Source organism: Pseudomonas sp. 43A, assembly GCF_013363935.1.
Classification (GTDB): domain Bacteria; phylum Pseudomonadota; class Gammaproteobacteria; order Pseudomonadales; family Pseudomonadaceae; genus Aquipseudomonas; species Aquipseudomonas crudilactis.
Map to the genome: position 1 here is coordinate 289,404 of NZ_CP054880.1, position 18,561 is coordinate 307,964.

General features: G+C 59.5%; 17 protein-coding genes. 5 read left to right on the forward strand and 12 right to left on the reverse strand.

The features are described from left to right. Window positions 1-344: 344 nt before the first annotated feature. The 3 genes from HUW52_RS01305 to HUW52_RS01315 all read right to left on the reverse strand — a co-directional run bounded on the left by HUW52_RS01305 (window position 345) and on the right by HUW52_RS01315 (window position 1,334). Complete coding sequence (locus tag HUW52_RS01305) at window positions 345-809, reverse strand: inhibitor of vertebrate lysozyme family protein (protein ID WP_016986435.1); 465 nt, start codon at window positions 807-809, stop codon at window positions 345-347. 2 nt (window positions 810-811) lie between these two features. Further along, window positions 812-976, reverse strand: coding sequence for a DUF1328 domain-containing protein (locus tag HUW52_RS01310; RefSeq protein WP_003177151.1), 165 nt, complete (start codon window positions 974-976; stop codon window positions 812-814). Between the two features lie 73 nt (window positions 977-1,049). Next, complete coding sequence (locus HUW52_RS01315; protein WP_016986436.1) at window positions 1,050-1,334, reverse strand: hypothetical protein; 285 nt, start codon at window positions 1,332-1,334, stop codon at window positions 1,050-1,052. 427 nt (window positions 1,335-1,761) lie between these two features. Between HUW52_RS01315 and algB the strand changes: the two genes are divergently transcribed. Next, window positions 1,762-3,108: a sigma-54-dependent response regulator transcription factor AlgB gene (algB, locus tag HUW52_RS01320; protein ID WP_016986437.1), complete on the forward strand. Its 1,347-nt coding sequence runs from the start codon at window positions 1,762-1,764 to the stop codon at window positions 3,106-3,108. A gap of 10 nt (window positions 3,109-3,118) precedes the next feature. After that, on the forward strand, window positions 3,119-4,909 hold the full coding sequence (locus HUW52_RS01325; RefSeq protein WP_175552776.1) for an ATP-binding protein: 1,791 nt from the start codon (window positions 3,119-3,121) through the stop codon (window positions 4,907-4,909). Here HUW52_RS01325 and HUW52_RS01330 read toward each other — a convergent pair. The 7 genes from HUW52_RS01330 to HUW52_RS01360 form a co-directional block, all read right to left on the reverse strand. Then, window positions 4,906-6,519 carry an EAL domain-containing protein gene (locus tag HUW52_RS01330; RefSeq protein ID WP_175555631.1) on the reverse strand — a complete coding sequence of 538 codons (1,614 nt, stop codon included), beginning with the start codon at window positions 6,517-6,519 and terminating at the stop codon, window positions 4,906-4,908. The two genes, HUW52_RS01325 and HUW52_RS01330, sit on opposite strands and share 4 nt — an antisense overlap. A 76-nt stretch (window positions 6,520-6,595) precedes the next feature. Continuing rightward, window positions 6,596-7,378, reverse strand: a complete 783-nt coding sequence (locus HUW52_RS01335; protein WP_175552777.1) for an N-acetylmuramoyl-L-alanine amidase — start codon at window positions 7,376-7,378, stop codon at window positions 6,596-6,598. A 101-nt stretch (window positions 7,379-7,479) separates the two neighbouring features. Next, a complete protein-coding gene (locus tag HUW52_RS01340; protein ID WP_175552778.1) occupies window positions 7,480-9,546 on the reverse strand; it encodes a diguanylate cyclase in 2,067 nt (688 codons plus the stop codon). Then, on the reverse strand, window positions 9,543-10,421 hold the full coding sequence (locus HUW52_RS01345) for an endonuclease/exonuclease/phosphatase family protein (RefSeq protein ID WP_016986441.1): 879 nt from the start codon (window positions 10,419-10,421) through the stop codon (window positions 9,543-9,545). The genes HUW52_RS01340 and HUW52_RS01345 overlap by 4 nt, the downstream gene beginning before the upstream one ends. Window positions 10,422-10,435: 14 nt before the next feature. Continuing rightward, on the reverse strand, window positions 10,436-11,077 hold the full coding sequence (locus tag HUW52_RS01350) for a thiol:disulfide interchange protein DsbA/DsbL (RefSeq protein ID WP_016986442.1): 642 nt from the start codon (window positions 11,075-11,077) through the stop codon (window positions 10,436-10,438). A gap of 187 nt (window positions 11,078-11,264) precedes the next feature. Beyond that, window positions 11,265-11,876, reverse strand: a complete 612-nt coding sequence (locus HUW52_RS01355; protein ID WP_016986443.1) for a cytochrome c — start codon at window positions 11,874-11,876, stop codon at window positions 11,265-11,267. A gap of 43 nt (window positions 11,877-11,919) precedes the next feature. Continuing rightward, window positions 11,920-12,210: a cytochrome c5 family protein gene (locus HUW52_RS01360; protein ID WP_016986444.1), complete on the reverse strand. Its 291-nt coding sequence runs from the start codon at window positions 12,208-12,210 to the stop codon at window positions 11,920-11,922. Window positions 12,211-12,401: 191 nt separating this feature from the next. Between HUW52_RS01360 and yihA the strand changes: the two genes are divergently transcribed. Beyond that, window positions 12,402-13,046 carry a ribosome biogenesis GTP-binding protein YihA/YsxC gene (gene yihA / locus HUW52_RS01365; RefSeq protein WP_016986445.1) on the forward strand — a complete coding sequence of 215 codons (645 nt, stop codon included), beginning with the start codon at window positions 12,402-12,404 and terminating at the stop codon, window positions 13,044-13,046. 281 nt (window positions 13,047-13,327) lie between these two features. Here yihA and polA read toward each other — a convergent pair whose 3' ends face one another. Further along, complete coding sequence (polA, locus tag HUW52_RS01370; RefSeq protein WP_175552779.1) at window positions 13,328-16,132, reverse strand: DNA polymerase I; 2,805 nt, start codon at window positions 16,130-16,132, stop codon at window positions 13,328-13,330. Window positions 16,133-16,206: 74 nt separating this feature from the next. Between polA and HUW52_RS01375 the strand changes: the two genes are divergently transcribed. Next, window positions 16,207-16,503, forward strand: a complete 297-nt coding sequence (locus HUW52_RS01375) for a DUF2782 domain-containing protein (RefSeq protein WP_008081231.1) — start codon at window positions 16,207-16,209, stop codon at window positions 16,501-16,503. A gap of 61 nt (window positions 16,504-16,564) precedes the next feature. Next, window positions 16,565-17,518, forward strand: coding sequence for a homoserine kinase (locus HUW52_RS01380; protein WP_175552780.1), 954 nt, complete (start codon window positions 16,565-16,567; stop codon window positions 17,516-17,518). Between the two features lie 91 nt (window positions 17,519-17,609). Here HUW52_RS01380 and HUW52_RS01385 read toward each other — a convergent pair whose 3' ends face one another. Beyond that, window positions 17,610-18,530, reverse strand: coding sequence for a zinc ABC transporter substrate-binding protein (locus HUW52_RS01385; RefSeq protein WP_175552781.1), 921 nt, complete (start codon window positions 18,528-18,530; stop codon window positions 17,610-17,612). Between the last annotated feature and the right edge of the window lie 31 nt (window positions 18,531-18,561).

Sequence of the window (18,561 nt, forward strand, 5' to 3'; positions counted from 1 at the left end):
CTAGAAGTCCTACTGTTTAAACGGTCTTTTTGTCGATATACGGTCGCCAGGAAACACCGCGTAATGTTTTCACGCGCAGTGTCAGCGATAAAAGGAACGAGCTGAAGGCTCTGGATCAACGTTTTGTCTGATTGAAAGCTCAGCGCAAGTCCGTCGAGCCACTGTGGGTCGGCGAACCTGCGGCGCAGCTTTTACCCTGACCCGGCCCTCGCGCAGGCACTCCCTGTACCCGTAGGTCACTCCGACCCTGCAACAGTCAGAACATCCCGGCCCCTTGGTCATGCGCCTGCCTTCCTCAGGTGGGCGCAATGGAAGGCAGCAGGGCTGCTGCCTTCATGTTCGAATCAGTACCACTTCGGATCTTTTTTCAGGGTTTCCATCAAAAGATCCTGCATGCCCTGATCGGGTTTGCCGAGGAAGCGGTAGGTGGCATGTCGCGTTGGCGACTTGTCGGCCGGCAATCCTTCGGGCACATCGACGAGCATGGCGTAAGCGTCTTTCTTGTCGAAACTGAAGGCGACGATCAAGCGGTGGTTGAGGCATTTGTCCGCAGATTCGCAGAGCGGTCCAACCAGATATTGATCGCCATCTTCAGTCACGGCATTCATCTGCTGGTCAGGCGTTCCGGACAGGTTCATCACCCATTCCGGCAGGCGTTCTTCCTTCTTTACCACGCCTTCCCAGGTTTCCCGATATTGCGGGTCGGAACTGAGGAGTTCGTTGACCCGCGTCTGGCCGTCATTGGCCGCCATCGCCATGGCACTACCGCCCAGAAGCAGGGCGGCTGCCAGTGTCTTTAACGCACTCATCGTTAACCTCGGCCGCGACGGCCAAAGAAGAAGGAAGCGATGAACATCACCAGGAACACGACAAACAGAATCTTGGCGATACCCGTGGCGGTGCCCGCGATACCACCGAAGCCCAGTACTGCAGCGATGATGGCAATGATCAAGAATGTAATTGCCCAGCTCAACATGGTGATTCTCCTTACTTCTCTATTTGGGGGTGTTACGTGTTCCGACGCGTTGCGTCTGAATCTGTTCAATCAATTAGAAAACCCAGCGCTCTTCACGTGGCATTTGATCCTGTGGTTGCACTTGATCGACGTCCATCATGCGCATCGAGGTGGTCTCGGTATGGTTGCTGCTGACGGCGCTGAAGTGCACTTGTGTCGCATGCTGCATCGAGATCAACGGCTCTGGGCGCTGGCTGTTTTCCCAGCTCAGGTATTGCTGGCAGGCAATCAGGGTGATCAACAGCGCAAGTACGCCGAACAGACCTTGCTGGATGTGCAGTGGCGAGATACGCACTTGGGCGGCACGTTGGCGAGTCATCCTGGGTTCCTCACTCTTATTCGGTTGGGGCAGTTCTGATCTGCCCGGGATGAGTGAGGTATTGCAGCCTGCATGCCAGTTTTTTATTTGAAAAATATTCAATAAAATCAATAACTTGTAAGCATGATGAAAAACGTCCGCGACGCATCCTGCACGATGGGTCATCTGGGATCGTGCGCAATGCACGATTTTTTCGTAGGAGATTTCATTCTTATGGAATTGAGAGCAGGGCGCAGATGTCAGAAAAGTACGCAGGGAATGCCCTGCAAATCGGCGTTTGTTTAAAAAACCAACAAAATCAACGTATTGGCCGTAATGGCAGGAGAGAGCTACCCTCCTATGGCTGGCATCGTTCAGAATCAACCATGCAACTTGCCCGATTTTTCCGGGACTAACCCAAGACCAATCACTATGGAGCGTAGGAAAAATGGAATCTGCCACTGAGCATCAAGGCCGCATTCTGCTGGTGGACGACGAATCCGCCATCCTGCGTACTTTCCGTTATTGCCTCGAAGACGAGGGCTATACGGTGGCCACCGCCAACAGCGCGGCCCAGGCTGAGGCGCTGTTGCAGCGTCAGGTCTTCGATCTGTGCTTCCTTGATTTGCGTTTGGGTGAAGACAATGGCCTCGACGTATTGGCGCAGATGCGCATCCAAGCGCCGTGGATGCGCGTGGTGATTGTGACCGCGCATTCGGCCGTCGACACTGCCGTCGATGCGATCCAGGCCGGTGCTGCCGATTATCTGGTCAAGCCATGCAGCCCGGATCAACTGCGTCTGGCCACCGCCAAGCAACTGGAAGTGCGCCAATTGTCCGCGCGTCTTGAAGCGCTTGAAGGCGAGATACGCAAACCGAAGGACGGTCTCGATTCCCACAGCCCGGCGATGAAAGTGGTATTGGAGACGGCCCGCCAGGTTGCCAGCACTGACGCCAACATTCTTATTCTCGGCGAGTCCGGCACCGGTAAAGGTGAGCTGGCCCGAGCGATTCATGGTTGGAGCAAGCGCGAGAAGAAATCCTGCGTGACCATTAACTGCCCGTCGCTGACGGCGGAATTGATGGAAAGCGAGCTGTTCGGTCACAGTCGCGGTGCGTTTACCGGTGCCAGCGAAAGTACGCTGGGTCGGGTTAATCAAGCGGACGGCGGTACGCTTTTTCTCGACGAGATCGGCGATTTTCCTCTGACATTGCAGCCAAAGTTGCTGCGCTTCATTCAGGACAAGGAATATGAGCGTGTGGGCGATCCGGTGACCCGTCGCGCTGACGTGCGCATTCTGGCGGCAACCAACCTCAACCTAGAAGACATGGTTCGTGACGGTCGCTTCCGTGAAGATTTGCTCTATCGCCTGAACGTCATCACCTTGCACCTGCCGCCACTGCGTGAACGTGCCGAGGACATTCTGACCCTGGCCGATCGCTTCCTCGCGCGCTTCGTCAAAGAGTACGCACGCCCGGCAAGGGGCTTCAGCGACGAAGCTCGTGAGGCACTGCTCGGCTACCGCTGGCCGGGCAACATTCGCGAGCTGCGCAACGTGGTCGAGCGGGCGAGCATCATCTGCCCGCAGGAGCGCGTGGAAATCAGCCACCTCGGCATGGCCGAGCAACCTGCCAACAATGCGCCAAGAGTCGGTGCGGCGTTGAGTCTCGACGAGTTGGAAAAGGCCCACATCGGCGCAGTCCTCGCCACCGCCGGCACGCTGGATCAGGCGGCGAAAACCCTCGGCATCGACGCTTCGACCCTGTATCGCAAGCGCAAGCAGTACAACCTGTGAGCGCCCGACGATGAAACTGGCGATGAAGTTGCGGACCCGTTTGTTCTTGAGCATTTCCGCGCTGATCACCGTGGCTTTGCTCGGGTTGCTGCTCGGGTTGGTCAGCGTGATGCAGATGGCCGGTACTCAAGAAGCTTTGGTGCGCAGCAACTTCGTCACCCTGGATCTGGGGCTCAAGTTGCGGCAGACGCTGGGTGATCAACTGATCATCATGCTGGCGGAAAAGCCTGATCCCGTGGCGTTCGAAGCGTCGAAGCAGCATTACTTCGAGCTGCTGGACCAAGGCATCGCCCAAGAGCAAGAGGGCGATGGCCGGCTATATGGCTTCAGTCGGGCAAAAGCGGATTATCTGAGCTTTCTGGAAGCATTCGATTTGTCCCGTGACCCGGCCAGCTCGATGAGCAGCAGCGCTGACTTCCGGGAGCGCTTCAACACATTGCGCAACGGACTGATCACCGAACACAAGCATGCACTGGACAATATCAACGCGGTACAGCGTGAGGCGCGTGACCGTGCCTTGTTGATTGCGGGTCTGCTTGGATTTGTCGGGTTAGCGGTGCTGATCATCGGTTTCATCACGGCCCACGGCATTGCCAGGCGTTTCGGCGCGCCGATCGAGGCGCTGGCGCAAGCGGCGGACAATATCGGCCAAGGTAATTTTGAAGTGACCCTGCCTATTTCGTCAGCGATGGAAATGAATCAGCTGACCAAACGCTTCGGCCTGATGGCTGAGGCACTGCGCGAGCATCAGGCGACCAACGTCGATGAATTGCTCGCCGGCCAGCAACGCTTGCAAGCGGTGCTCGACAGCATCGATGACGGCTTGCTGATGATCGACCGTCAGGGGAATCTGGAGCACCTCAATCCAGTGGCTCAGCGACAATTGGGCTGGGAAGATGATCGCCTCGGCCAGGGGCTGGGCACGGCGCTGGAACGACCAGAGTTGGATGCGCAGCTGCAACTGGTGCTACGCGGCGGCACCCTGGAGCGGGCGCCGGAAGATCTGAGTATCGAGGTCGACGGCGAATCACGCCTGCTGACCTACAGCCTGACCCCGGTCAGCCACACCCAAGGGCATATTCTCGGGGCGGTGATGGTGCTGCACGACGTCACCGAGCAGCGCGCCTTCGAACGGGTACGCAGTGAATTCGTCTTGCGCGCCTCCCATGAACTGCGCACGCCGGTCACCGGCATGCACATGGCGTTCGGTTTGTTCCGCGAACGGGCGAAGTTTCCAGCGGAGTCGCGCGAGGCTGATCTGCTCGACACCGTGAACGAGGAAATGCAGCGCCTGATGCAGTTGATCAATGACCTGCTCAACTTCTCGCGTTATCAGAACGGCCTGCAGAAACTCACGCTGGCGCCGTGCTCCATCGAAGATTTGCTCGAGCAGGCGCAATTGCGTTTTGCCGATTCGGCGGCGGCCAAGGGCATCGCCTTGAATGTCGAAGTGCAGGGGCCGCTGCCACGTTTGCAGGCGGATCAGGCGCAGCTCGATCGCGTGCTCGACAATCTGATCGACAACGCGCTGCGCCATACCGCCCGCGACGGTCAGATCCGTTTGCAGGCGCGCCGACATGGCGAGCGGGTGATCATCAGTGTCGAAGACAACGGCGAAGGCATTGCCTACGGCCAGCAAGGACGAATCTTCGAGCCGTTCGTGCAGGTCGGCCGCAAAAAGGGCGGCGCCGGGCTTGGTCTGGCGCTGTGCAAGGAAATCGTCCAGCTGCATGGTGGGCGTATGGGCGTTTATTCGCGGCCGGGGCAGGGCACGCAGTTTTATATGGCGCTGGCGGTTTAGGCTTCGTCGTCCATGCGCCGTCCGGCAAGGCGTCGGCCACGGGTGATCAGTTCGATGAACTGCACCGCGCTCAGCGCATGGGCGAACAACCAGCCCTGACCGAACTTCACGCCTTCGCTGCTAAGCAATTGCGCCTGTGATTCCAGCTCTATACCTTCGGCAATCACCTTCAGATCCAACGCCTGGGCCATGTGAATGATGTGCGGAGCGACGCCGCTGCTGGCCGCGTCATGGCCCAGTGCATCGATGAACGCTTTGTCGATCTTCAGGCAGTCCACGGGCAAGGTTTGCAGGTAGGCGAGGCTGCAATAGCCGGTGCCGAAGTCGTCTATCAACACCTGATGGCCGACATCGCGCAAGGCTTGCAGGTTTTCCCGCGCCACCACCACGTCAATCAAGCCACGTTCAGTGACCTCGAAGGCTATCTGCCGCGCGGCTACACGATGGAGCGTTAGCAGCCGCGCCATGACCTGGCCGATGCGCGGCACCATCACGTCGCAGGCGGCGAGGTTGACCGAGATATACAGTTGCGGATTGGCCCGCAGCACCGGACCCAGTTGCTCCAGCAAACGCTGGAGGACAAAGTCGGTCATCTGGCGAATCTGCCCGGTATTTTCCGCCATGGGGATGAACAGGTCCGGGCTGGTCAGTGTGCCGTCGGGGCGGCGCCAGCGCAGCAGCGCTTCGGCGCCGACGCAGTTGCGGCTGTCGAGGTCAAAGATCGGCTGATAGAGCACCTGCAACTCGCCCCGGCGAATGGCACCGTGCAATTCGGCGTCCAGTGACTGGCGCTGGCGCACCAGCAAGAACACAAAGAACCCTACGAATGCGCCGAGCAATAGACAGGCCGGAACCACCCACCACCAGATCGCAGGGATGTGCATGCCGGTGCGCGGCGTGATCAGTACCAGTTGATACTCCGGGTTGTCGGTAGGCATGCGGTAGATCAGTCGAGTCTGAGTGACCTGTAGTGACTCGCGACTTTTCGGTGGCCAATGTTCGGTCGGTGGCCAGGCCTGCGCCGTGCCGAGCACCGGGATCGCACGAGCACCATGGTCGAGTACCACCAGCAGGCTGCTGCCGGGTGACAGATCGACCATGTCGGTCAGATGCCCGCGTGATGTGGCCACACGAAAATTGCCGCGGCCCAGCATCAGCGCGGCGCGGTTTTCATCGGGTTCGGTGGTGGTATTGAGCCAATAGCTGTAAGTCGGCCCTCTGATATCCGGCGCCCGTACTACCGACACGCCTTCCTGACGCGGACGGTTGGAGCAGATCCGTGAGGCGTCCATGTAAGCCGCTTCGTAGACGAAGCGATAGTTGAAGGTGACTTGCTGCAAGGTGGCGATCATTTCATCGTCACAACTGCGCAATGGCTGGGCTTCGAGATCGTCGAGACTTTCGCGCAACTGGCCGAACAATTGTTCGAGGCGGGCGAGGAAACGCTCGCCTTGCGCGTTCATTTGCTGGCTTTCGTTTTGCTCGACCTGACGTATCGCCACGAACATACCGCCGGCGATCAGCAGGCTGGTACTGAGGACAGCCGCGATCATCGCCAAAAACCAGGGGCGATAAAACCAGCTACGCAGTGTCTCTCGGGTAGCAACCATCATGGAATATCCGAAGAATTACCAATGAGTTATAGCTGCTGATTGCGATTTCGCCTTAACCGTCGGGCGGGCGTCATTATTTTGTCTGATTGAGTACCAGCAACAACGCTGCCGTTTGCGCATCCGGCGTGCCGTCGAAGTGTGAAGGGCGGAAGTGCATCTGGAACGCGGCGAGGACATGGCGCGTTGCGATATCCAGCTCACCGGTCTGCGGCGTGTCGTAGCCCAAGTGCGCCAATTGCGCCTGAAACCAGCTGATGCTTGGAAGTCCGCTGCTGTTGAACAGCATTTGCTGGCGCGCTACTGCCTGTTCGTTCGGCCATACGCCCAAGCCTTCGGCGGCGAGACGCTTCCACGGGAACAGCGGGCCCGGATCGAGTTTGCGCAGTGGCGCGATGTCGCTATGGCCAATGATGTGGCGCGGGCTGATGCCGTTGCGTTTGCTGATGTCCTTGAGCAGGACGATCAACGATTGAATCTGCGCTTCGCTGTACGGATACCACAGACGCCCGGTCGGCGTGTCCTTGAAGCCTGGATTGACGATTTCAATGCCGATCGAGCTGGAATTGAGCCAGGTGCGGCCCTGCCATTGGCTCTCGCCGGCGTGCCAGGCGCGCTGGTTTTCATCCATCAGCTTGTAGATGGTGCCGCTCTTGTCGTCGCCGATCAGGTAATGGCTGCTGACTTCGCCGTGAGTCAGCAACTGCAGCGAGCGCTCCAGCGACGCCGAGGTGTAATGCACGATCACGAACTGAATACGGCTGTCGTAATTGGTCGAAGGATGGCTGGTGTCATACCGCGGGCTGCTGGCACAACCGGCCAGAACAAGGAGCGACGCGAGGAGGGCAAAGAATTTCATGGCAGAGGGCAGTACACGCAAGACAGTAATGCAACAGTGTAACGTACTGCCTTGCGTCTCGACGGTCAGCGGGCGGATTTAAACAAAATGGAACAATTTGATCAGCCCAGCTCGACCCGATTGCGCCCCGCATTTTTCGCCCGGTACAACGCCTGATCGGCTCTTTTCAACACAAGATCGCTGTGTTCTCCGGCACGGAATGTCGCCAGTCCCATGGAGATGGTGATCGTCACTCGTTCACCCTTGAAGTGGAACGGGCAGGCTTCGATGGCGGCGCGCAGGGTTTCCAGCAGCTTGGCGCCGACTGCGGGCGGCGTCCCCGGCATCAACAGAACGAACTCCTCACCGCCGAAACGGGCAATGAAGTCCGAGCCGCGCAGACGCTTGCGCAGCACCGTGGCAATGATCTTCAGCACCTTGTCGCCAGCGAGGTGGCCGTAGTTGTCGTTGATGCGTTTGAAGTGGTCCAGATCGAGCATCGCCAGGCTCAGGGTGTTGCCGTGCTGTTGCCACTGGTTGATCTCATGCTCAAGGCGTTCGCTCCACGCGGCGCGATTGGGCAGGCCGGTGAGCGGATCGATCAGGGCTTTCTGCCGCTGTACTTCAAGATGTTCGCGGAAACCCTGGGCTTCCTGCTCCATATGCGCCACGCGCTCGGACAGGCTTTTCAGCCGCGTGGCGACTTCCTGTTCACGAGCGTCACGCTGCTTCTGGTGCTGGTCCATAGTGCCGAGCAGGCCTTCGAGGTGGTTCTCCAGCACTTGCTTGAGGTCATCCAGATCTGCAGCTTCCTGCACGCTGGTCTGCAAGCCGTCGACCTGCTCACGGATTTGCGTGTCCATCGCCCGCGCTGCCGAGCTGTTATCGGCGTGACCTTCACTGGCGGCTTGCAGGTTGCTCTGGAACGCTTCGAGGCGTTCGTTGAGCTGTTGCAGATAGGCTTCGAATTCATGCTGACCGCTGTCGGTGATCGCCAGCATCAACGTCGCAAGATCGTCGAGGATCGGGATCAGTTCGTACCAGTTCAAGCCGTGCTTGAGCCGTTCACGCATCGCTTCGGCTTGCGGGCGGTGGCGTTCCGGCAAGGTCAGGTCGTCGAGGAGGCCGATCAGGGTATCTTCGATGTGCTTGGCCACCGAGCTGTAGGACGGCTCCGGGGTGTCCGGCAGGGCGAACAGGATGTCATGCTCGGATTGCTCCGGGTCGATGGCCGCCAGTGCCTGAGCAATCGGTTCGGGTAGGGGCAGGCTATCGAGGATCAGCGCTGTCCGGTCGCCGGGGTGGGTCAATTCGTCGGGATTGAAGCTGGAGACCGTGACTGGTATCGGCGTGACACTGGGCGCCATGGCAACTTCAGGTTCGGCCTGAGCTGCTTCAGTGGCAACGGGCGCTGCTTCGCTGGCGAGGGGTGGTTCAAACGCAACCACGTCAGTTTCCGGCTGAGGTTCCGAGAGCGGTGAGGGTTTCTCAGTCGCGGGCTCCGGTTGTTTGATCACGGGAGCGGTGATGACCGGCTCTGCAACAGCGGCAGTCTGCAAGGGCGCTGGTTCTGGCTCGACTTCTGATGCGACAGGCGCTTGCGCATCAGGTGGTGCCGGAGTTGGCGCGGGTGCTTCTGCGCTCGGGGCTGGCGCTTCTTCGCTGTCACGGCTACCAAACAAACGCTGCAACAATCCTGGGCGTCCCGGTTCGGCTGGCGTTTCCAGCTGACTCAACGCCTTGCCCTGCAAGCCGCTGAGTTCACTCAGCAGCAATGGCATTTCCCGCGCTGAACCGACGCGGCCATCCAGTTGTTTGGCGAATTTCTTCAGTGGCTGAGCGACTTCACGCGGCAACGGCAAAGCCTGCAACTGGGTGACCAGCGAGGTCAGCGCGGTACTGACTTGATCGATGCGGGTTTCGCGGCGCTGCTCGGAATCGAGCACGGCCTTTTCCAGGCGCGGCAGCAGGGCGGCGAGGCCGGCGTCCATGTCGTCGGTGCGCACCACGTCGCGCATCTCTTTCATGCACTGATCAACGACCTTGTCGGTGCCTTCGGCCGCCAGTGTGCTGCGCACCAGACCGCGACGCAGCAGATCGAGCCTGGCGGCCCATCGCCGTTCAAGCTTGTCCTGTTGTTCGATGCTTTTGAGGTACTTCTCTTTCCAGCGCTGGGCGTCGTCGCTCATTCAGGGTTTCCGCGAGGGGCAGGACTCAACGCGGGCAATGCATCGGCCGTGAGCGAACCCGGCAGACGAATCTCTACCGCGACCGGCAGGTGATCGGAAATCGGTTGGGCCAGCACTTCGACCTTTTCCAGGGTCAGGGTCGGGCTGAGCAAAATATGATCAAGGCAACGCTGAGGACGCCAGCTGGGGAATGTTGCTTCCACCTGCGGGGCCAGCAGGCCGAGATCGCGTAACGGAGAATGTTGCAGCAGATCGCTGGCATGGGTGTTCATGTCGCCCATCAGCACTTGATGTTTATAGCCACCGATCAGCTCACGAATATAGGCCAGTTGCAGGCTGCGGGTTCGCGCGCCAAGGGCCAGGTGCATCATCACCACCACCAACGCCTCCGGACCTTCGCCGAAGCGCAGCAGAATTGCGCCGCGACCTTTCGGGCCGGGCAGCGGGTGATCTTCGATCGCCGACGGTTTCAGGCGACTGAGCACGCCATTGCTGTGCTGGGCCAGCCGACCGAGGTTGCGATTGAGTTGTTGGTACCAGTAGGGGAAGGCGCCGAGATGGGCCAGATGTTCCACCTGATTGACGTAGCCCGAACGGAGGCTGCCGCCATCGGCTTCCTGCAGCGCGACCAGATCGAAGTCGCCCAGCAAGTCACCGATCTTTTGCAGATTGCCTGAGCGCCCGGTGTGCGGCAGCAGATGCTGCCAGCTACGGGTCAGGTAATGCCGGTAGCGCTCGGTGCTGATGCCGACCTGGATATTGAAACTGAGCAAGCGCAGACGCTGGTCTGCGGGCAGGCCCGTGGACTCCAGGTGATGCTCGTTGACCTGCGGGTCATGCAGGCCAACGATGCGTTCAGACTTCCAGCGGCGCATGGCGGCAGCCGCGCTTAGTTGGCAGCAGCCTTGGTTGCCGCTCGCTCTTTGGCGACCAGTTGGTCAGCCAGTTGCAGCGCTTGCTCGGCACCACCGGCGGAGCCGATGTCGAAGCGGTACTTGCCGTTGACGATCATGGTTGGCACGCCAGTAATTTCATACTTCTTGGCCAGTTCACGGGCCTTGACGATCTGACCTTTGATGGCGAACGAGTCGAAGGTGGCGAGGAATTTATCCTTGTCCACGCCTTGGGTGGCGAGGAAGTCAGCCATGTCGTTCTTGTCGGTCAGCTTCTTGTGTTCTTTCTGGATTGCGTTGAACACGGCGTTGTGAACCTTGTGCTCGACACCCATGGCTTCGAGAGTCAGGAACATCTGGCCGTGAGCGTCCCATGGGCCGCCGAACATGGCTGGAATACGCACGAAGTTGACGTCCTTGGGCAGTTTTTCAACCCATGGGTTGATCACCGGTTCAAACGCGTAGCAATGCGGGCAGCCATACCAGAACAGCTCGACCACTTCGATCTTGCCAGGCTCTGCCACCGGCACCGGGTTGGCCAGTTCGACATAAGGGGCGGCAGGGGCTTCGGCGGCTTGAGCGGTCACGCCGAACAGGCTGGCAGCGACGAGGGCGGCGCTGATGATCAGATTACGCATGCTTTACTCCTGGACAATTTCGGTCGCCTCGCGCGACCTGTTTTCAGACAGATCCTGGCGGGCATGAGTTCTGTAGTGTAACGGTAGCGGCCACAAAAAAGGGCGGCCAAAGCCACCCTTTTTATACTTGCTGCGACGGATTAATCGAGCGTTAACGTTGCCCGAGATCTATCGCCGCCAAGTGCGCTTAGTGCAAACCTTGAATGTAGCTGGAGACCGCAGCGATGTCTTCGTCGCTCAGGCGCTTGGCGATGGTCTGCATGGTCATCGTGTCGCCGTCGTTGTTGCGGCCGCCTTCTTCCTTGCGGAAATCGGTCAGCTGCTTGGCGATGTATTGAGCGTGTTGGCCACCCAGGTGCGGGAAGCCGGCAGCGGCGTTGCCGGCGCCGTTCGGCGAGTGACAACCGGTGCAAGCGGGCAGGCCCTTGGCGAGGTTGCCGCCACGGAACAGCGCTTCACCGCGAGCGACGATCTTCGGATCGGCGGCGCCGACGCTGCCTTTCTGGCTGGCGAAGTAGGCGGCGATATCGGCCAGGTCCTGATCGCTCAGGTTGGTCAGCAGGCCGGTCATTTCCAGAACGGTGCGCTTGCCCGACTTGATGTCGTGCAGTTGCTTGGTCAGGTAGCGTTCACCTTGACCGGCCAGTTTCGGAAAGTTTGGCGCCATGCTGTTGCCGTCCGGGCCATGGCAGGCTCCGCAAACGGCGGCTTTTGCCTGGCCCGCTGCGGCATCACCGGCAGCATGGGCGAAGCCTGAAATTCCCACGGTCAACAGCAGACTCACGATCAATTTGTTCATCAGCTAATCCAACTACGGCTAAGGGTTAAGTTATGGACCGGGCTTACTCGCTCATCCAAAGGATGATGGCTTGGTAATCCTCGGCACTGCAGTCCATGCACAAACCACGCGGCGGCATCGCCTTGAAACCCTGGGTTACGTGTTGCACCAGCGTCCCCATACCTTTCGCCAACCTCGGCGTCCAAGCTTCCTGATCGCCTCTTTCGGGCGCCATGGGTAGTTGGCCGGAATGACAGGCACCACAAACACGGTTGTACACAGCTTCCGGATCCTGTGTAGCCTGTGCGCTGTAAAGCGGCATCAAGACTCCGGCAGCCAGCAGCCATTTCGTCATAAAACGACCTTTTCAGGGTTGAGAGCGTTCTGCGTTCTAATGCGCAATCAAAGTCTGTCGCTCTCGTGAACTTCATCCTTCGCTGGGACAAAGCACACACAAAATCTGCGGCATTATATACTGGCGTCACTGAAACGGAAGCGACACCGCGTTCCGCGCCCAATCCCGGCGCCGCCCACATCGGAAATCCCATGCAACTCAAGAATCCCATCCTCGGCCTGTGCCAACAGTCCACGTTCATGCTCAGTGCCGCCAAAGTCGATCAATGCCCTGACGACGAAGGCTTCGAAGTAGCGTTTGCCGGTCGTTCCAACGCCGGCAAATCCAGCGCGCTGAACACTTTGACTCACGCCAGCCTGGCGCGTACCTCGAAAACCCCGGGTCGCACACAGCTGTTGAACTTCTTCAAGCTAGACGAAGATCGCCGTCTGGTCGACCTGCCGGGCTACGGTTACGCAAAAGTACCGATCCCGCTGAAGATGCACTGGCAGCGTCACCTTGAGGCTTACCTCGGTGGCCGCGAGAGTTTGAAGGGTTTGATTCTGATGATGGACATCCGTCATCCAATGACCGACTTCGACCTGCTGATGCTCGACTGGGCCGTTGCGGCCGGCATGCCGATGCACATCCTGCTGACCAAGGCCGACAAGCTCACCTACGGCGCAGCCAAGAACACCCTGCTCAAAGTACAGTCGGAAATCCGCAAGGGTTGGGGCGACCTGGTCACCATCCAGCTGTTCTCCGCGCCAAAACGCATGGGCCTGGAAGAGGCCTACACTGTATTGGCCGGCTGGATGGAACTGGCTGACAAAGGCGCTGAATTGCCTGCTGAGTAAATCGCAGGCAAAAAAAGCCCCGGATTTCATTGGGGAGGGAGAAATTCCGGGGTTTAAGTTCCGAACCGCTAGGGCGGGGTTCAGATATCTGCCAACACTTAACACAACATAGGAGCATCGAAGGGCTTCACCAGCCATTCAGTATCTCTGAGTGGTGTCCTTCCAGATTAGTTCAGATTTTTTTCAAAAAGCTTTGGAATAATCCCAAGCGCTTTTCGAAATAAGCAGGTTTTACTGGCGTTGCCGCGACATCAGGTCGCGGCAAACCGTGTTCAAAAGGCTCAATGAGCCTCATCCCAATTGTTGCCCACACCCACTTCGACCAGCAGCGGCACATCCAGTTTCGCCGCTTCGCTCATGTGCACGCGGATTTCGGCGCTGACTTGCTCGACCAGATCCTCGCGAACCTCCAGTACCAGTTCATCGTGCACCTGCAAGATGACTCTGGCGTCCAGCCCGGACGTCGCCAGCCAGTTATCCACCGCCACCATGGCTTTCTTGATGATGTCGGCGGCCGTGCCCTGCATCGGCGCGTTGATCGCCGTGCGCTCGGCGGCAGCGCGTTCCTGCGGCTTGTTCGAGTTGATCTCCGGCAAATACAGACGACGACCGAAGAACGTCTCTACATAACCCTGATCCGCCGCCTGCGCGCGGGTGCGATCCATGTACTCGCGAACCCCCGGATAGCGGGCGAAGTAGGTGTCGATGTAAGCCTTGGCGGTCTTGGTGTCGACGCCGATGTCCTTGCCGAGTTTTTGTGCGCCCATGCCATAGATCAGGCCAAAGTTGATCGCCTTGGCGCCACGGCGTTGGTCGGAGGTCACTTCGTTGAGTTCGACCTTGAACACTTCGGCAGCGGTGGCGGTGTGCACGTCCAGATTGTTGCGGAAGGCGTTCATCAGACCTTCGTCCTTGGACAGGTGCGCCATGATTCGCAGCTCGATCTGCGAATAGTCCGCCGCCAGCAGTTTGTAGCCTTTCGGCGCGACGAATGCCTGACGAATGCGTCGACCTTCAGCGGTGCGCACCGGGATGTTCTGCAGGTTTGGATCGCTCGAGGACAAGCGACCGGTCGACGCTACAGCCTGATGGTACGAGGTGTGAATACGCCCGGTACGCGGGTTGATCTGCTCCGGCAGGCGATCGGTGTAAGTGCTTTTCAGCTTGCTCATCGAGCGGTGCTCCATCAGCACCTTCGGCAAGCGGTGATCGTCTTCGGCGAGTTTCGCCAATACTTCTTCAGCGGTGGACGGTTGGCCCTTGGCGGTCTTCTTCAATACTGGCAGGCCGAGTTTCTCGTAGAGAATCACGCCCAGTTGTTTCGGCGAGCCAAGGTTGAATTCTTCCCCGGCGATTTCGAAGGCTTCGCGCTCAAGTGCGACCATTTTGTTGCCCAGTTCGATGCTCTGGATGCCCAGCAGCTCCGCGTCGACGAACGCGCCCTGGCGTTCGATGCGCGCGAGAACCGGCACCAGCGGAATCTCGATGTCGGTCAAAACGCTGGCCAGACTCGGGATGGCGCTGAGCTTTTCGAACAAAGTCTGGTGCAGACGCAACGTGATGTCGGCGTCTTCGGCGGCGTACGGCCCGGCCTGTTCCAGCGCGATCTGGTCGAAGGTCAGCTGCTTGGCGCCTTTGCCGGCGATGTCCTGGAAGCTCACGGTGGTGTGATCCAGGTACTTCTGCGCGAGGCTGTCCATGTCGTGGCGGGTGGCGGTGGAGTTGAGCACGTAGGACTCAAGCATCGTATCGAAGGCGATGCCGCGCACGGTGATGCCGTTGTTCTGGTCGCCACCGATGGCGCAGTTGGCCAAAATGTTCATGTCGAACTTGGCGTGCTGGCCGACCTTGAGCTTGCTCGGGTCTTCGAGAATCGGCTTGAGTGCGCGCAGCACGGTGTCGCGATCCAGCTGTTCCGGCACGCCGATGTAGGAGTGGGTCAGCGGAATGTACGCGGCCTCGTTGGCCTGCACGGCGAACGACAGGCCGACCAGTTGCGCCTGCTGCGCGTCGATGCCGGTGGTTTCGGTGTCGAAGGCGAAAAGTTTGGCGTTGTTGAGTTTTTCCAGCCAGACGTCGAAACGTGCCTGATCGAGAATGGTTTCGTAAGCGGCTTCAGCGGGAGCGGCAGGCGCTTCTTCCGCTGGAGTGCTGAACAGATCGCCGGCCGGCGCTGGTTCGGCAGCAGCGCTCAGTTCCAGACGCTTGGCGTCGCGATCCAGATCATTGATCCAGCTTTTGAATTCCAGCAGCGAGTACAGCTCGTAGAGCTTGGCCGGGTCTTCCGCGCCCATCTGCAGATCGTCGAGTTCGACGTCCAGCGGCACATCGACCTTGATGGTCGCCAGTTGATAGGAGAGGAAGGCCATCTCCTTGTGCTCTTCAAGCTTGGCCGGCAGGGTTTTCGCGCCGCGAATCGGCAGGGTCGGGACGATGTCGAGATTGGCGTACAGCTCGGTCAAACCGCCGTTGACCCCGACCAACAGGCCGGACGCGGTTTTTGGACCGATGCCCGGAACGCCCGGAATGTTGTCGGACGAATCGCCCATCAGCGCCAGATAATCGATGATCTGCTCCGGTGCGACGCCGAATTTCTCCTTCACGCCTTCCACGTCCATCGAACTACCGGACATGGTGTTGACCAAGGTAATGTGGCCATCGACCAGTTGCGCCATGTCTTTATCGCCGGTGGAGATCACCACTGGGCGATCCGCCGCCGCGCTGCTGCGGGCGAGAGTGCCGATCACGTCGTCGGCTTCGACGCCTTCCACGCACAGCAGCGGGAAGCCGAGGGCGATCACGCTCTGGTGCAGCGGCTCGATCTGCACGCGCATGTCGTCGGGCATGCTCGGGCGATTGGCTTTGTATTCGGCGTACATCTCATCGCGAAATGTCCCACCCTTGGCGTCGAACACCACGGCGAACGGGCTGTCCGGGTACTGCTTGCGCAGACTCTTGAGCATGTTCAACACGCCTTTGACCGCACCGGTCGGCAGGCCTTTGGAGGTGGTCAGTGGTGGCAGCGCGTGAAAGGCGCGGTACAGGTAAGACGAACCGTCCACCAGGACGAGGGGGGCTTGGCTCATGAGCAGGATCAACCTTTTCGGCGGGTCCGGCGCTAGAATAGCGGGACCGTTGACGACAAAGGGACAAGGTTATCATGCGTACGTTAAATCGCTTGCTGCTGGTCGGTCTGATTGCTGCCTCACCGTTGGCCGCGATGGCGGCGGATGATGCGCCCGCTTCGGAACCGGAAGTTACGATCAACACGCACACGGAAGGCGACAAGGTCATCCAGGAATACAGTCGCAGTGGCTTCGTCTACGCGATCAAGGTCACGCCGAAGGGTGGCAAACCGTATTTCCTGGTGCGCGCCGATGGTACGGACGCGAACTACATTCGCTCCGACCAGCCGGATATGCTGATTCCGTCGTGGGAAATCTTTACCTGGAAGTAAGATTCCCGATTTTTAATCGGCGTCGCCTGAGCGCGACGCCTGAACTGAGCAGTTTTTAACCATGTCTGTGTTCACTCCCCTGGCTCGGCCCGAGCTGGAAACCTTTCTCGCCCCTTACGGGCTTGGCCGTCTGCTTGATTTCCAGGGGATCGCCGCCGGCAGCGAAAACACCAACTTCTTTATCAGCCTGGAGCAAGGCGAATTCGTCCTGACCCTGGTCGAACGCGGCCCGGTGCAGGAGATGCCGTTCTTCATCGACCTGCTCGACGTGCTGCACGAAGCCGATCTGCCGGTGCCGTACGCGTTGCGCACCTCTGACGGCGTGGCGTTGCGTGAGCTGAAAGGCAAACCGGCGCTGCTGCAGCCGCGCCTGTCCGGCAAGCACATCAAAGTCGCCAATGCCCAGCATTGCGCGCAGGTCGGCGAGTTGCAGGCGCACCTGCACCTGGCGACCCAGGGCGAGCGCATGATCAAGCGCAAGACCGACCGTGGCCTGGACTGGATGCTGGAGGAGGGCACGGAGTTTCTTTCGCACCTGAGCGATGAACCGCGTGCCTTGCTGCAGAAGGCGCTGGATGAAATCACCGAGCGCAAAGATAAGATCCTCGCGCTGCCTCGGGCGAACATTCACGCCGACCTGTTCCGCGACAACGCGATGTTCGAAGGCACGCACCTGACCGGGCTGATCGACTTCTACAACGCCTGCTCGGGGCCGATGCTGTATGACGTGGCGATTGCCTTGAATGACTGGTGTTCGGACGAGGACGGTCTGATTGATGGCCCGCGTGCTCGCGCATTCCTTGGCGCTTATGCGGCGCTGCGCCCGTTCACGGCGGCGGAGGCTGAGTTGTGGCCGACCATGCTGCGCGTGGCCTGCGTGCGGTTCTGGCTGTCGCGGTTGATCGCGGCGGAGCAGTTCGCCGGGCAGGACGTGTTGATTCACGATCCGAAAGAGTTTGAGCAGCGCTTGGCGCAGCGGCAGCAGGTTCACACACCGTTGCCTTTCGCCCTTTAACATCAAAAGATCGCAGCCTTCGGCAGCTCCTACATGGGATTGATGTACACCCTGTAGGAGCTGCCGAAGGCTGCGATCTTTTTCTATGGGGCTACAGAGATTCCAGGCACCCGGCCAAATCGTTACCCAACTTCTCCAGCACCTGCTCATAACCCTGAGCCGTCGCCGGTGTGTACCCGCCCAACGCATCCAGCTCAGCTAGTTTCACCGGCAGCCCGGCCACCAACGTCTCGGCCAAACGCGGGCGCAACGGCGGCTCACTGAACACACACGTCTTGCCCACTTCCTGCAAACGCTTGCGCATCGCCGCGACATGTTGCGCGCCCGGCTGCACTTCGGCAGCCACGCTGAACACACCGGTATGCTTCAGGCCATAAGCCTCTTCAAAGTAATCAAAGGCCTCGTGAAAGACAAAGTAGGGCTTGCCTTCAACGCTGGTCAAACGCTTCTTCAAACGCTGATCCAGTGCATCCAGACGCTCGTCGAACGCCTTGGCGTTGCTCTGATAGCGCTCGGCATTCGCCGGGTCAGCGGCGCTGAGGTCAGCCGCCATCTTGTCGGCAATCACCCGCGCGTTGAACGGCGATAGCCACAAATGCGCATCCAGCGTGCCCGGACGATGATCGTGATCATGCTCGTCGGCCTCTTCGGCGTGGGAGTGGCTGTCTTCAGCGAAACGGCGCAGCTTCATCCCCGGCAGATCCTGCACGGCGACGCTCGGCAGCGTACGACCATTCAGCACGCGCGGCAGGAAACCCTCCATGTCCGGACCGATCCAGTACAGCAGATCCACCGATTGCACCTTCCGTACGTCGGATGGTCGCAGCGCGTAATTGTGTGGCGAAGCACCCGGCGGCAGCAGCACTTCGGGAATCGCCACGCCGTCCTGCACGGCCGCGGCAATCAGCTGCAACGGTTTGATGCTGGTGAGGACTTTGACCTCGGCCTGGGCCGAACCGATCAGCAGAAAACTGGCGACAAAAGCCACAAAAACAGAAAAAAGTCGGGACACGATGACCACTCAAGGAGGCGAGAACGGGTAA

Bases quoted from the DNA above. Each gene is read 5' to 3' on its own strand.
- polA (WP_175552779.1), bottom strand. From the start codon at position 16,132: ATGAGCCAAGCCCCCCTCGTCCTGGTGGACGGTTCGTCTTACCTGTAC.
- HUW52_RS01335 (WP_175552777.1), bottom strand. From the start codon at position 7,378: ATGAAATTCTTTGCCCTCCTCGCGTCGCTCCTTGTTCTGGCCGGTTGT.
- HUW52_RS01350 (WP_016986442.1), bottom strand. From the start codon at position 11,077: ATGCGTAATCTGATCATCAGCGCCGCCCTCGTCGCTGCCAGCCTGTTC.
- algB (WP_016986437.1), top strand. From the start codon at position 1,762: ATGGAATCTGCCACTGAGCATCAAGGCCGCATTCTGCTGGTGGACGAC.
- HUW52_RS01345 (WP_016986441.1), bottom strand. From the start codon at position 10,421: ATGCGCCGCTGGAAGTCTGAACGCATCGTTGGCCTGCATGACCCGCAG.
- HUW52_RS01360 (WP_016986444.1), bottom strand. From the start codon at position 12,210: ATGACGAAATGGCTGCTGGCTGCCGGAGTCTTGATGCCGCTTTACAGC.
- HUW52_RS01310 (WP_003177151.1), bottom strand. From the start codon at position 976: ATGTTGAGCTGGGCAATTACATTCTTGATCATTGCCATCATCGCTGCA.
- HUW52_RS01340 (WP_175552778.1), bottom strand. From the start codon at position 9,546: ATGAGCGACGACGCCCAGCGCTGGAAAGAGAAGTACCTCAAAAGCATC.
- HUW52_RS01375 (WP_008081231.1), top strand. From the start codon at position 16,207: ATGCGTACGTTAAATCGCTTGCTGCTGGTCGGTCTGATTGCTGCCTCA.
- HUW52_RS01355 (WP_016986443.1), bottom strand. From the start codon at position 11,876: ATGAACAAATTGATCGTGAGTCTGCTGTTGACCGTGGGAATTTCAGGC.
- HUW52_RS01380 (WP_175552780.1), top strand. From the start codon at position 16,565: ATGTCTGTGTTCACTCCCCTGGCTCGGCCCGAGCTGGAAACCTTTCTC.
- HUW52_RS01305 (WP_016986435.1), bottom strand. From the start codon at position 809: ATGAGTGCGTTAAAGACACTGGCAGCCGCCCTGCTTCTGGGCGGTAGT.
- HUW52_RS01325 (WP_175552776.1), top strand. From the start codon at position 3,119: ATGAAACTGGCGATGAAGTTGCGGACCCGTTTGTTCTTGAGCATTTCC.
- HUW52_RS01315 (WP_016986436.1), bottom strand. From the start codon at position 1,334: ATGACTCGCCAACGTGCCGCCCAAGTGCGTATCTCGCCACTGCACATC.
- yihA (WP_016986445.1), top strand. From the start codon at position 12,402: ATGCAACTCAAGAATCCCATCCTCGGCCTGTGCCAACAGTCCACGTTC.
- HUW52_RS01330 (WP_175555631.1), bottom strand. From the start codon at position 6,519: ATGGTTGCTACCCGAGAGACACTGCGTAGCTGGTTTTATCGCCCCTGG.